Raw genomic sequence first — 13,478 nt, forward strand, 5'->3', positions numbered from 1 at the left:
GTGAAGTTCTTTATATCTCCTGTTACTACAGCGTATATTTTCATACCTAATATCTCTCCTCCTGCTAAGTTATAAGTAATTTTACTTATATCACAAGATTATAAGTGATTTTACTTATAATATGTATATATAAGCCTATATGCTTATATCTCTTATTCTACCTACATGCTCTACAGTACCTATAATGTAAAGCACATAATGATCTTACTTATTATCTTAGGCATATAACTACTACATCACTATCGTAGATGTGGGCCAGCATCTATGATAGTGACTGACAAAATATGGTATTTAAATATGGGAAGTTTTATCAATTATATTTTTAGCGTTTATAACTGCCTCTACATCAGCAATGAAGGTCGACCGATTGCGTGTCCCTTCTACTTAAGGAAACACCACCCTGTGGCCGTTTCCTTTTTTTATGCTAATAAAAATCTATAAGCCAGACAATTACAATCCGAGCTTTACTAATTCGATTTTAGTAAAGAAATTCGTAAACCGGTTGTAGCTAACAGTCAAAAAAATAGGATGGCACTACGATCAACAATCTTTTTGCAGTTCGATTTCTCCTTAAGGTTCATCTCGCCCAGAGACTACTAAATCACGATCAAAAATATCAGCAAAAAGGTACTCTTTTAAAATACGCCCATCCGCGATTATCTTCCTGCGGAATTGGTGCGATTTCTATTCTAACAACGTCTTTTATTCCGGCTGCCTCACGCTCGTCTATTAATGCTTTAAAAGTGTTTAATGCTAATATACATGGTGAAAAACCGACATAAGCATAGAGATGTGTTAATGCTTCCTTGATCTCGTTAACGGTTAAGCCATTTTCTAACGCCGCTGTTAACGCTTGCTTTAATTTGGGAATATTGCCGACCGAAGTGAATGCAGATATTTTGTCCAGATCCTGTTGCCGGGTATTTAATATTTGAGCACTATTTTCATGATAAATGTGTGTTAAACCGATCCTGCATCAAGAGGCAGGACCGGTTGTTAAAATTTAAATTAGCGGTTGATGCTTTTTTGCATAGCAGCCGGATACCGGTCGCCTACAATTTTTATCTGAGCAGCGGTATCTTCAATATCTTTCAGATCAGCAGGTGTTAACTCAACTTCAACACCTCCCAAATTCTCATCCAGGCGGTGGATTTTAGTAGTTCCCGGAATCGGAACGATCCACGGTTTTTGTGCCAGTACCCATGCAATAGCAATCTGTGCCGGTGTGGCATCTTTATCTTTGGCGATTTTACCGATCAGGTCGATCAATGCCTGGTTTGCTTCGATTGCCTCTTTCTGAAAACGCGGAAAATTGGCGCGCACATCTTTGTCCCCAAACTGAGTATCTTCTGTAATCTTACCGGTCAAAAACCCTTTACCAAGCGGGCTAAACGGAACAAAGCCGACACCCAGTTCTTCCAGGGTAGGTATGATGATTTCTTCGGGTTCTCTCCACCATAACGAAAATTCGCTTTGTAATGCGGTTAATGGTTGAACAGCATGCGCTTTGCGGATGGAATCGACACCAGCCTCACTCATACCGAAGAATTTAACCTTACCTTCCTGTATCAGGTCTTTAACGGTTCCGGCTACATCTTCCATCGGCACATTAACATCTACACGGTGTTGATAGTAAAGATCAATAGCATCTCTTTTCAGTCGTTTTAGCGACCCCTCAATACTTTTACGGATCGTATCGGGGCGGCTATCCATCAGCTGTTTGCCATCTTCTATTTTGACGCCAAATTTACTGGCAATTTTTACTTCGTGGCCAAATGGTGCCAATGCTTCTCCCACAAGTTCTTCATTGGCAAACGGGCCATAAACTTCAGCGGTATCGAAAAAGCTAACGCCTTTTTCTACTGCACGACGAATCAATTTGATCATATCATTTTTGTCTGCAGCAGGGCCATAACCAAAGCTCATACCCATACAGCCTAAGCCAATAGCTGAAACTTCTAAACCCTGGCTTCCTAATTTTCTTGTTTTCATAATATATCTATTTATATGTTTTTAAATCAAGCGTATTTTTTTCGGGGCGTTAAGGCCTTGTTAATATCCAGCAGAAATTGTGCGGCCATACAGTGGCAACATCTTTCCGCCGTCAAGATTATTGTTATCCTAAATACCTTTACCATAGTATAATTATTGATAATTAAGATTTTGTTGAAATGTATTTACAACAGTCTTAGGCTATGGTAAAACCACCGTCAGGCGCAACGGCCTGTCCGACCATAAAGCCTGCAAGCGGACTGCAAAGCCAAAGAATGGTTGAAGCGATTTCGTCTTCCTTACCCACTCTTGCCATTGGAATGGATCTGATGATCGCGTCCATGTGCTCAGGCGCATCCTTAATGGCTTTGGAAACCATCGGCGTTTCGATGACACCAGGGCAAATGGCATTGATGCGAATACCTCTTGCAGCATACTCTAAGGCCGATGATTTGGTTAAACCCAGCACGCCATGTTTGGCAGCGGTGTAAGCGCCTAAGTTGGCGGTGCCGATCAGGCCACCTTGTGAGGAACAGTTGACAATAGCACCACTCCCTTGTTCGCGCATATGGCGCAGTTCATATTTCAGGCAGTTAAAAACGCCCCGAAGGTTTACTGCTATAGCGCGGTCAAAGTCTTCCCCCAATGCATCAGCAGTTTCCGCTACCGGCACTTGTATACCTGCATTGTTATAGGCTGCATCCAGGCCCCCCAGTGTAGTAATAGTATATTCCACCATTGCTGCAACTTCTGCTTCGTTACTTACGTCACAGCCGATGCCTATGGCCTTATATCCGGCCTGCGTCAGTTCGCTTGCCACCGCCTTAACGGCTGGTTCATCCACATCGGCCAGGGCAACTGCTGCGCCTGCCTGCGCAAAGGCTTTAGCTGTTGCCAGGCCAAGGCCCGATGCTGCACCTGTAACCAGAACCACTTTGTTACTGAATGAGATTTCCATATTTTCTATGTTTAACATTGATAGTGCAAAATTAGCCCGCGTATAGAAATGTTAACTTATACGTTTTACGGGGATGCTTACCATTTTTACATATTGTGACCGGCAGAAGCCGTTGCTGGAATGAAAACCTGTAATTTTGAGTGTATTAATTCATCCGGTTATGGAACACAGCATCAACTTCGACAGTGTGAGCTCCTATAATAAGTTTGGTAATCACCCGACCTATCATCCGCTGATCAGCGTTTTGGATTTGTCCAGGGCGAAGCCCAATCAAATTAAGCACATGCACATGGGTATTTATGCCATTAGTTTGAAAGGCGTAAAAGTTGGCGACCTCCGTTACGGAAAAGGTCATTATGACTTTCAGGAAGGAACGCTGGTGTTCTTCTCACCGGGGCAGGTTCTTCATATTGAAAGCAATGAAGAATGGCGCCAACCCCAGGGACTGATACTTGTTTTTCATCCTGACCTGATACGCGGCACTAACCTTGCCCGTCATTTTCATGAGTATAATTTCTTTAGCTATAAGGTTAATGAAGGGCTGCATCTTTCAGAAGATGAGCAGGAGATTATCAAAGACTGCTTTGCGAAAATCGAAACGGAAACGAAACGCCCTATTGACAAACACAGCAAACAAGTCATCGTAGCTAATCTGGAATTGCTGCTGACTTATTGTGTACGTTTCTATGACCGTCAATTTATTACCCGGGAAACAGTGAATAAGGGTATCCTCGAACGCTTTGAAAGTTTATTGAATGGTTATTTAACTTCTGACAAACCGCAAACAATTGGCTTACCGGCTGTAAAATACTTTGCAGACGAACTCAACCTATCGGCTAACTACTTCGGCGACCTGATCAAAAAAGAAACCGGCAAAACACCGCTTGAATTTATCCAGCTCAAACTGATCGACGCGGCAAAAGAGAAAATCTTTGACGACCGGAAAACCATCAGTCAGATAGCCTATGAATTGGGCTTCAAATACCCATCACACTTTACCCGCCTGTTTAAACAACAGGTAGGTGTCACGCCAAATGAATACAGGAGATTGAATTGAAACCAAGCATCTACCTTGAGAGTTCCCGAACATTGTTATGATGCAGAAAAAAGTTCGAGAAATACGATGCGCCGCTCTCGAACTTTTTTCTAAAACACCATTTTACGCAAATCCTCCAAGAAAAAGTTCGACATATGTATATGGCTACATTTCAAGCAAAAAGCCTTGAAGTTCGAACTTTCATATTTGATCTTTTATGATTTCTATGGCATCAGATAGTTCCTTCTCATTTCGGGCTACTGCCAACACGCTATCTTTGTCATTACTCATAAACTGCTATGAACCTGACGTTCTAACTAACGTGTCGTCCAATTATTCTTTATGGCTTCCGCTATGTAAAAATCTCTTTTATCTGAATTATCGATGCGCAATATTCTCTTGTAATGTGTCCGGCCCAATTGAGAACGCAGTGCGTTCGCAATTGGAAACATGCTATAAAACTGCCTAAATAATTCTATCTGCCGTTTCGAAAACCCACTGCCATATTCCGGTTTTGAAGAAGAGCAGCAAGAAAAAGATCTGGCTTAATAATGGAGTTAATGCAATGGATTTACCTGCTTGGGCGAAAAACCGAAATGCCGTGAAAAACTTGCTGAAAAGCTTGCCGGACTGCTGAAACCAACCTGGTAAGCTACTTCTGCAATGGTGGCAGTGCGGCGCGCCAGGAGATCGTGTGCGTGCTGTAGCCGTATTTCGCGCACCAGTTCGCCAGGGGCCCGGCCAGTTATTGCCTTTAATTTTCGATGCAGCTGAATCCTGCTCACACCAATATCCCCGGCCAACTGATCGGTTCCATAGCTGTTATCATCCAGGTTATTTTCAACCGCGGCTTTTATCTTATTTAAAAAAGCCTGCTCTATCGTCGGCATATTGGGCAACTCTATCAGCCATCTCTTGTGCATTGCAACATGTTGTTTCAAAATATTGCGCGTCTCGATCAGGTTCCCGATCAGCGCCAGCAGTTCGCGCTTCTCAAAAGGTTTGGCAAGATAAGCATCGGCTCCTGTTTGAATGCCTTTTACGCGGCTATCTACGTCGGCCTTTGCCGTCAGCATGATGACCGGGACATGGCTTGTCCGTTCGTCTTTTTTCAATATCCCGCACAACTCATAACCATCTGTATCGGGCATCATCACATCGGTAATAATGAGTGCCGGAATTTGTTCTATACCCATGGTGATTCCTGCCTTGCCGTCCGAAGCGGTAATTACCCGGTACTGCTCCGCAAGCTGACGTTCAATAAAGTCACGGAGCTCCCGGTGATCCTCTACCAGCAAAATCAAGTCCATATCGGTCTCGGTTTTATCAGGTTTTGCTTCTTCACTTTCAGGGGTTGCTTTCATGGTCTTAAATTCCACTACACCCTCATGAGCGCTCGCCGCTTCGTCCAAAGGCAACTGGATCACCACTTCGGTAAACGCCCCTTCCCAGCTATTTGCCGCAATACTGCCGCCCATTAGCTCAATCAGTTCCTTACAAAGTGCCAACCCGATACCGCTTCCTTCGGCAGCCTGGCTGCCCGGCGAATTGACCTGGTAAAACCGACTGAAAATATAGGGAAGCTTTGATCTGGGTATCCCTTTACCCGTATCGCGAACGCGAACAACATATTGATTCCCGGACATCCCATCATCGTGATAGAGAAAAACCTCTACCCTGCCGATCGCAGTGAATTTTACCGCATTCCCGATAACGTTCAACATGACCTTATCCAATTTATCCCGGTCTGCCATTACCCAAAGTTCGCGGTAGTTTGACCGGAAATGCAGTGTGATGCCCTTTTGCAATGCAAGCGGCTCAAAACTTTGGACATGGCCTAATAATAACGCATTTAAATCGAGCGGTTCGTACAACAATTCCATTAATCCCTGCTCCAGTTTACTCAGATCAAGCAACTGGTTGATAAGCCTCAGCAAGCGCTCGGCATTATTCAGGATCATCCGGTAATCCCTCAGCAATGATGGATCGGCGGTCTTGCCGGCAAGTTCCTTAACCGGATTGAGGATGAGCGTTAACGGCATCCGGAATTCGTGCGCAATATTGCCGAAGAACCTTGATTTAACAGCGTCCAGTTCACGCAGTTTATCCGCCTTTTCTTTTAGTTCTGCCGTGCGTTGCTGTACAATAGCTTCTAATTTCCGGGCTTCAGCCGCAACCTGTTCGGTTCTTTCAGCTTCTTTTGCCAGTGCAAAAGCCGACAATGCTTCAACCTCGGCCAACTGTGCGGCCAATTGCTGGTTTGTGCCGGCATAATCGAGCGCGAGATAAAGGGAGAGGCACACCGGTAAAACAAGTTCGCCCGCGCTCATCACAAATACCCGCATTGAATTATAACCGTAAGGCCATACGCCGAACGTATCATCCCAGCAAAAAATATAAACCAGGAAAACGGCCATTACACCCGTTGTAACCAACCACGCCTTGCGCCTGCCTTTACGTATGAGGTGATATACACAGATAAAGCCATCCACATTACAAACCAGGAAAACTGATGAAAAAAAATCAGGAAAATCAGTTTCCTTTAATATATAAAATTTATAAAAGTAAAAAAGTAAATAGGCCGAGCATACACACGCCAGGATAATCTGGCGCCAGCGATGTACCTGGCCATAATCTAACTTATACAACAAAATGAGGCCCCACCACAACAGCAACACCTTCAGGTTATAGGTCATGTAATGAGCAATATATTGCAGCTGCGGATGGCCGGTTAAATAAAAAAGGTATATACCCCCGCTGGTGATGCCTGTTAGCATAACAAACAATGCGTAATAAAAATTCAGCTTCTGCTTCGGATAAAACAGAAAAAGCAAAAAGTGCAGCAAGCCAAGAATGAAGGCGGCGGCGGCACACATTGGCACAAAATTATATAGTGTCCGGGCGCGCATTATCCGCTTGCTATACAAATCGTAATTGGTAAGTAACACTTCAAAGCCTACAAAATTACGGTATACACCAAAAGGGTTGGCGTAGTGAATAGTTATCAGATGCGGCGTATTGCCCTTTAACCAAAAGGGTATCATCTCCAATGGTGCCCGGTTGGCTTCCGTTGCTTCAACCGGGTGGCCGATTTTGCCATAGCCGCCTGTTGGCTCACCATCAATAAATATTTCCGACGCGCCGTCATGATTAATGCGCAGGCCAAATTTTTGGCCGGCCACATCCTTACCTGCTTTTACCCAAATATTAAACCAGCCAACACCTTTCCACCCGGCGGGTAGCTTGTCTGCGCCAAACGCCGTATAACGTACAGCTTCCCAGCCGTCGGAACGGACATCAGGCGGTGTATTTGCGCTATTTATTTCAGGATGAAAGAACCAGTGTTTATCACGCAGTGATATTTCATTGTAAACACCAAAATCTTTGTGATGCAGGGTTACCGTGTCTTGTGCATTGGCCGTACCGAAAAAAGCCAAAAGCAAAAGCAACAAGACGAAGGTACATTTAGCTGGATGCATGCTGAGATTAAGTTTGCGTAAACTGCCGGGATTTTATAATCAAAAATAATATTCTATTTATTATAATATACAGATACTACGGGGCTTTATTCATAACAGAGCAGCCTTAATATTAGTTAATGCCTTTTTCCAGCCTGGCGTTTTGCCCCGCAAATATCTTCCATTCACCGTCCCGTTTTACCACGACGATCATCCGGCGAAACTCAAACGTTTGACCCGGATATCGTTCGTCGCCGGCAAGACCCGTTCGTACGTGTACAACCGCAAGGTCCTGGTTAAGATAGGTAATATCTTCAACAGCCCGGGTATAGTACTGGGTGTTTTTAAAATAAGTATTATGAACCTGCTTATAATGCCTAAAAATATCATCCCGCCCTTTATAGTAGGCGCCAAACCAGTTTACCCAGGTAGCATCAGAGGTGTAGTTGGCAGCCAGTTTTTCCGGGTTATGGCTATTCCATGCATCTTCATAATTTTTGATCATCTGCCGTATCGCAGCGTTGTTCGATGCAGTGTCAGGCTGCTGGGCCAGTACGCTGATACTGCATAGCCATATCAGAAGTATCAGGCTTGTTATCTTTTTCATAGGTATTATATACAGGACGACAAACATCCATAGCGGATACTACAAATAAAGGTGATACTTCATGATGTTACTTATGTTTATGTTACAAATCCTTTACCTTTTGTTACATACAGCTAAACCCGCCCTATTCATCCTTGCGGATGCATGTAGAAATGGCCGGCGGTTGGGATGAAGGAAAAACAAAAAAATCTTTGCCGACTTCTGGCAAGTTTTTACGGCATGAATATTGAAATTAATAGTGTTATGAAATACACACACGCTATTTTAGGAGGAACCGGCCATATCGGTGCCGCGCTTTCGACCGCTTTGCTGCAAAAACAACAAAAGGTGATGATCATTGGCCATGATCCGGCTAAAGCTGCCGAATGGACTGTTAAGGGGGCAGCCTATGAGGTTGCAGACATCCGGGATACAGCCCGTTTAAAAGAACTGTTCGGACAGGCGGAGCGCCTGTTTGTGCTGAACCCAAATGCGGCTCCCGATAAAGATATCGATGCGGTGGAAAGGGAACAGATCGGCAGTATCCTAAATGCGCTTGAAGGATCGGAACTGAAAAAGATCGTCGCCGCTTCTACCTATGGCGCACAGCCCGGAGATCATATTTTTGACCTCGGTGCACTGTATGAATTAGAGCAGGGCTTAGCCAAATTGGACATCCCGCTGGCAGTGATCCGCAGCGCTTATTACATGAGCAATTTTGACCAGGCAATACCTGCCGTCCGTGAAAAGGGAGAATTGACCACTTTATTTCCGGCGGACTTTAAGCTGCCGATGGTCGCGCCGGCAGATATCGGTGCATTTGCAGCCCAATTAATGCTGGACGACCGGACCGGGCTGTTCTTCCTGGAAGGGCCTGAAACCTATTCTAATCAGGATGTGGCTGAAGCATTCGGTAAGCTATTGCACAAAACGGTAAAAGTGGTGACCATCCCCGAAACTGGTTGGTTGGACTTTCTGATAAAAGGAGGCTTTTCCGAAAAAGCGGCGGCATCTTTCGCTAATATGACGAAACTTACCATTAGCCAGCAATCGGAAATACCAACCGCCCAACACGGGCCTACTACCTTGTTTCACTACCTGGAAAAGCAATTGCAGGTTAATGATGCTTAAAATACTGTATCTCTTTTTCGTGTTTCATCGCGGCTTCTTTTGAATCGAAAGTGCCGAGATTTTTACGCTTGTGGGTTTCAGGATCGACTTTTTTGGAGTAGATCCTGTATTGCCCTGATTTTAATTTCCTGATCATTATTTATTAACATACCGCGAGCGGCAATGTTTACGCAAACAAACAACAGGATGTTAAATCGTTGTTAAGCTGATGAGATGGCTTTGTATGGCCTAAAGTGCGGATTGCACTAAAAGGATTACCGGAACGACTTGCCGGAACAACCTGGATCAATTATTCAAAGCGTGATCGCCGAAAATACGCGATCAGGTTGTGGCTGCCTGTACACAATGGACTTTTTCGATGCCCATGGGTGTGCCGGCAAAAAACATTTGAAAACAAACAGCTTAACCCAATTACTATAAGTTTTTATCACATTATTTAGTACTGGCTAAAAAAAACGATAAAAAATTGCTGGCTATTGCGGTAGGCTGTTCTTCCATTAAAAAATGACTGGCACTCAATTGATGTCCGGTTACATCTCCGCACCATTGCCGCCAGATATGGAGTGGGTCACCAAAACTTGTTACAAACCCGTCATCTGACCAAAGCACAAGCAAAGAACACTGTATTCGCTGGCCGCTTTTCCTGCTCTCGCGTTCTGCCTGCAGATCAAGAGCGTTACCTGCCCGGTATTCCGCGCACACCGCATCTATAACAACACGTTTGCGAAAGCAACGAAAATACTCATCGCGTGCCGCCGGCAATATAAACGATTTCCCCCCGGACCATTGATTAAGAATGTACTCCAGGTAGAAATCATGGCTTACTGTCAGTATGGTTTCTGGTAAAGGATGGGGTTGGCCCATAAACCACCAGTTAGCGAGTGATCCAGCCAGGGAAAAGTCGATCCTGTCCGCGATATCGGCGGCAGGTATAATATCAAGCATGGCAGCTTTCCATATCCGATTCGGAAAATCCAGGCACATGCGCAAAGCAACTCTTCCGCCCCTGTCATGGCCTGCGATAAAGAACGCGGGGTATCCAAGCTGCTCCATAAACGCAGCCAGCAGCCGTGCCATATTTTGCTTGGAATAGCGTTCATCACCACCATCAGCAGTGATAGTCGAATCGCCGTAACCTAGCAGGTCTGGCATTACCAATGTAAACGCCGGGGCTAACAAGGGTGCAGCCTGTAACCAGGCTGCGTGCGTTTCAGGGAACCCATGCAGCAGCAATAAGGGTGGTCCGTTGCCAACGATGCTATAGGCGATCTGTGCACCAGGTAAATCCGCATAACGAGTGGCTAACAACTCCATATTCCTTTCATATTGCAAGGTTGAATTGCGAGACTGGTCGCATCACAACCTAACTGATAAAGCGTGATGAAACACGTTCGCAGGATCCCATTTTTGTTTTACCTGTTGCAATCGCGGGTAATTATCCTGGTAATACAGGGTTGACCATGGAATGCCGGAATTGTTCCATTGCGGTTCGACTGTGTCCGTGTCTGGATGATTGACCATGCAACCGCCATTCTGTTCATTGGGTACCGGGACACCTCCGGTAGCAGCAAACAGGTCCTTATAAAAATTGCGGACCCAGTTAAGGCTGGCGGCTTCGCCATCCGGATCGGCCCAGCCTGTATTGCAGGCAACATCAAGGATACAATCCCGTTGCGCGGATGCTGTAGCACCCGGCTTTACGGTATTCACCTGGCCGCCATAGGTGGCCATTCCTAATCCTCCGCCTACCGGATCACTACTCGTCAGGTATTTGTATATGGTTGCGATTTGATCCTCTGAAAAAGGCCGGCGAAGAAGAGCATCTTTAATCTTGGCTTTTGCTTTGTCATATCCTGGCTGAAAAAGTTCGGGAAACGGATTGAGCGCAAATTGCAGCCATGCCGTCTCTTCTATTTGCCGGGTAAAATTTAAGCCTAAAGGCTCTGCAATAGCACCCAGGTGCTCATCAATGAGTTGTACAGCCTTTGGACCTGCCGTGCAAACCCCTTTCATCTCCAGTTTGCCCATATTACGGTGATTCAGAAAAAGCAAACTGAACAGCTGTTTATAGGGAGATTCCGGACCGCTGTTCATTTGCGCCCATACCCCGAAATTTTGGACTAACTGCGAAAGTAATGGTTCATCAAAACTACTCCAGTCCCACGACACCCTAAAAGTCGTAATGGTTTTGGGTGCTTTGGGAAGAGCAAGAGTTGGATCGCAACCAACGACTCCCGGAGATCGTAACCAATAACGGGTAACGATACCGAAATTGCCGCCGCCAGCGCCGGTGTGAGCCCACCAGAGATCATGGTGAGGGTCATTTTCTTCGCGCGTGGCGATGACGCTATGCGCCTTACCAGATGGATCTACAGCAACCAATTCTATAGCATAAAGATAATCAGCCGCCAATCCATGCTCCCTACAAAGAAAACCAAAGGCGCCACCAAGCACATGGCCGCCGACCCCTATGTCAGGATGCTCGCCAGCGGGCAAAACTACTCCCCAACCTAAGAAAAGCCTGCGGTACATCTCACCGACAGTGGCCCCGGCTTCTACAACAAAAGCTGACCTTTCGTTGTCATAGTAAATATTTGTCATGAGCGACATATCGATGAGTGCCTGAACAGCAGGATCTGAAACGAAATTTTCCAGGCAATGACCGCCGCTGCGTACAACCAGCCGTAGTTTATTGTTTACCGCTTCCTGCACAGCGTTCACCGCGTCGTCGGTAGATTGCGGCAAGCAGATATATTCAGGTTTTCCTGTAAAGCGCTTATTAAACCGTTTTTCTGCCAGGTCAGGATAACGGATATCTCCTTCGATGATTTTGTCCATATTTTTAAGGCTTATTTTTAAATAAAAAAACTCTTGCCCCGAACCCGACAAAAGCCTTTATTCATAATTGGTCCAGCTTCTTTACCAAACAGTCGCTATGCGTAATTGTTCGGACTGCTCCGCTGTTAATTGATAATTATTGAGCGGAAGGAACTCATTAAGAAGCTTAACAAAAGTGCGCGGCTTTTACCGCTTGGCTTTGCAATACCACTTCACCAAAGTATTCCCCGTGATGCCCCGGCAATATTGACAAATGGCCGCGAGGTAAAAGTCGTGACATGGCAACAGAATACCGCAGCCTTTTTATTCTAATCGACCTAATATATTCAGTGCTGATTAAAAAATTCGGCCATTTGCTCCAAACCAGTTTTTGAAAACATTCTCTCCGAATTTTCCAGCGTGTCTTTTGTGGCTTTAGCTCCTCTTTCAACCATTTCTTTTTCAAAATGGGCAATCGCTTCTTTGATATCAGTAAATTGATTCCCGGTTAAACATTCGGCCAGTTCAAACGAATCCTGCAATGCCACATTAGCACCTTCGCCTGCATATGGTGGCATCCGGTGCGCGGCATCCCCAATCATTGTAAGGCTCTCATCCGTTTCCCAGCTTTGATTTAATGGAAAATAATATTGTGGGCGGGGAATGAAACAAACTGCATCATTTGTAAAAAACTCATGCCATTCATCGCTCCAGCTGGCAAAATCTTTCTTAAACCATTCAAAAACTTCCTCTCTGTTATTGAAATTAATGCCGCTTTGTTCCAGCCAGTTTTCGGGCGTTTTAAAATTCACCACAAACATAATTGAGCCATCGGCTTTTGTGCCGTAACCTACAAATCGCCCGTCATCAAACGCCATTACTTTTCCTCCTTTTGCAAAGGAAAAAAGTTTTGGGGTGTATTTTTCAGCGTTGTAAATATTGCCTTCAATCAGCGTGATACCTGAATAAACCGGTTCAACATCACTTAAATAAGGCCGCACTTTTGAATTGGCCCCGTCAGCCGCAATTACCAGATCGGCATAAGCGTTCGATCCGTTTTTTAAAAACAAACGCCAGCCTTTTCTTTCTCTTTCCATTGAAATGAAATGGCTGTCCCATACCACGGTATCGGACTGCAGGGAGTTCAATAAAATATCCCGCAAAGGCGCGCGGTCTATTTCGGGGCGGGTTTCCGCGGTAATGGTCGCAAAATTGTGGTCATCAAAAGTAATATTGAGCATTCTATCCACAAGCAGCATCTTACTTGCTACAGGACGGTGGTATTTATAAAATTCATCCAGCAAACCGCTCCGTTTCAGCGCTTCCAGTCCTGTGCCTTCGTGCAGGTCGAGCGTGGCGCCCTGCACGCGTACATTTCTGTCCATATCCCGTTCATATACTTTTACATCTGCACCTTTAAGTTGTAAAAGCCTTGCTAAGGCCAGCCCCGCCGGTCCGCCACCTACTATGGCAACCTGTTTATTATCTAATAACATAATT

Annotated in this window: 12 protein-coding genes; 2 read left to right on the forward strand and 10 right to left on the reverse strand. The window is 45.1% G+C overall.

From position 1 onward, the window contains the following. Positions 1-616: 616 nt before the first annotated feature. The 3 genes from ACP26M_RS20220 to ACP26M_RS20230 all read right to left on the reverse strand — a co-directional run bounded on the left by ACP26M_RS20220 (position 617) and on the right by ACP26M_RS20230 (position 2,950). On the reverse strand, positions 617-970 hold the full coding sequence (locus ACP26M_RS20220) for a carboxymuconolactone decarboxylase family protein (RefSeq protein ID WP_426589746.1): 354 nt from the start codon (positions 968-970) through the stop codon (positions 617-619). A gap of 38 nt (positions 971-1,008) precedes the next feature. After that, on the reverse strand, positions 1,009-1,992 hold the full coding sequence (locus ACP26M_RS20225; protein ID WP_176626731.1) for an aldo/keto reductase: 984 nt from the start codon (positions 1,990-1,992) through the stop codon (positions 1,009-1,011). Between the two features lie 196 nt (positions 1,993-2,188). Next, a complete protein-coding gene (locus tag ACP26M_RS20230) occupies positions 2,189-2,950 on the reverse strand; it encodes an SDR family NAD(P)-dependent oxidoreductase (protein ID WP_426582732.1) in 762 nt (253 codons plus the stop codon). Between the two features lie 160 nt (positions 2,951-3,110). Here ACP26M_RS20230 and ACP26M_RS20235 point away from each other — a divergent pair, with 160 nt between their 5' ends. Next, complete coding sequence (locus ACP26M_RS20235) at positions 3,111-4,007, forward strand: helix-turn-helix domain-containing protein (protein ID WP_426582734.1); 897 nt, start codon at positions 3,111-3,113, stop codon at positions 4,005-4,007. 296 nt (positions 4,008-4,303) lie between these two features. On the opposite strand, the gene ACP26M_RS20240 is transcribed toward ACP26M_RS20235, so the two are convergent. The 3 genes from ACP26M_RS20240 to ACP26M_RS20250 form a co-directional block, all read right to left on the reverse strand. Next, positions 4,304-4,465 (reverse strand): DUF1016 N-terminal domain-containing protein, encoded by a 162-nt coding sequence (locus ACP26M_RS20240; RefSeq protein ID WP_410505664.1) that lies wholly within the window; start codon positions 4,463-4,465, stop codon positions 4,304-4,306. 78 nt (positions 4,466-4,543) lie between these two features. Beyond that, positions 4,544-7,465: a response regulator gene (locus tag ACP26M_RS20245; RefSeq protein WP_426582736.1), complete on the reverse strand. Its 2,922-nt coding sequence runs from the start codon at positions 7,463-7,465 to the stop codon at positions 4,544-4,546. A 112-nt stretch (positions 7,466-7,577) separates the two neighbouring features. After that, positions 7,578-8,051 carry an SgcJ/EcaC family oxidoreductase gene (locus tag ACP26M_RS20250; protein WP_426582738.1) on the reverse strand — a complete coding sequence of 158 codons (474 nt, stop codon included), beginning with the start codon at positions 8,049-8,051 and terminating at the stop codon, positions 7,578-7,580. 243 nt (positions 8,052-8,294) lie between these two features. On the opposite strand from ACP26M_RS20250, the gene ACP26M_RS20255 reads away from it, so the two are divergent. Next, positions 8,295-9,161: an NmrA family NAD(P)-binding protein gene (locus tag ACP26M_RS20255; protein ID WP_426582740.1), complete on the forward strand. Its 867-nt coding sequence runs from the start codon at positions 8,295-8,297 to the stop codon at positions 9,159-9,161. Here the strand turns inward: ACP26M_RS20255 and ACP26M_RS20260 are convergent. From ACP26M_RS20260 to ACP26M_RS20275, 4 genes are all read right to left on the reverse strand, one after another. Continuing rightward, positions 9,148-9,297, reverse strand: a complete 150-nt coding sequence (locus tag ACP26M_RS20260) for a hypothetical protein (RefSeq protein WP_090534531.1) — start codon at positions 9,295-9,297, stop codon at positions 9,148-9,150. The two genes, ACP26M_RS20255 and ACP26M_RS20260, sit on opposite strands and share 14 nt — an antisense overlap. A 296-nt stretch (positions 9,298-9,593) precedes the next feature. Next, positions 9,594-10,469 carry an alpha/beta hydrolase gene (locus tag ACP26M_RS20265; protein ID WP_426582743.1) on the reverse strand — a complete coding sequence of 292 codons (876 nt, stop codon included), beginning with the start codon at positions 10,467-10,469 and terminating at the stop codon, positions 9,594-9,596. Positions 10,470-10,517: 48 nt separating this feature from the next. After that, positions 10,518-12,050, reverse strand: a complete 1,533-nt coding sequence (locus ACP26M_RS20270) for an FAD-binding oxidoreductase (RefSeq protein WP_426582745.1) — start codon at positions 12,048-12,050, stop codon at positions 10,518-10,520. A gap of 275 nt (positions 12,051-12,325) precedes the next feature. Beyond that, a complete protein-coding gene (locus tag ACP26M_RS20275) occupies positions 12,326-13,474 on the reverse strand; it encodes an FAD-dependent oxidoreductase (protein ID WP_426582747.1) in 1,149 nt (382 codons plus the stop codon). Positions 13,475-13,478: the final 4 nt, after the last annotated feature.

The sequence above is a fragment of the Mucilaginibacter sp. R-33 genome (assembly GCF_049949235.1).
Classification (GTDB): Bacteria; Bacteroidota; Bacteroidia; order Sphingobacteriales; family Sphingobacteriaceae; genus Mucilaginibacter.

Coding starts and splice junctions, on each gene's coding strand:
- ACP26M_RS20225 (WP_176626731.1), bottom strand. CDS start 1,992: ATGAAAACAAGAAAATTAGGAAGCCAGGGTTTAGAAGTTTCAGCTATT.
- ACP26M_RS20230 (WP_426582732.1), bottom strand. CDS start 2,950: ATGGAAATCTCATTCAGTAACAAAGTGGTTCTGGTTACAGGTGCAGCA.
- ACP26M_RS20235 (WP_426582734.1), top strand. CDS start 3,111: ATGGAACACAGCATCAACTTCGACAGTGTGAGCTCCTATAATAAGTTT.
- ACP26M_RS20245 (WP_426582736.1), bottom strand. CDS start 7,465: ATGCATCCAGCTAAATGTACCTTCGTCTTGTTGCTTTTGCTTTTGGCT.
- ACP26M_RS20250 (WP_426582738.1), bottom strand. CDS start 8,051: ATGAAAAAGATAACAAGCCTGATACTTCTGATATGGCTATGCAGTATC.
- ACP26M_RS20255 (WP_426582740.1), top strand. CDS start 8,295: ATGAAATACACACACGCTATTTTAGGAGGAACCGGCCATATCGGTGCC.
- ACP26M_RS20260 (WP_090534531.1), bottom strand. CDS start 9,297: ATGATCAGGAAATTAAAATCAGGGCAATACAGGATCTACTCCAAAAAA.
- ACP26M_RS20275 (WP_426582747.1), bottom strand. CDS start 13,474: ATGTTATTAGATAATAAACAGGTTGCCATAGTAGGTGGCGGACCGGCG.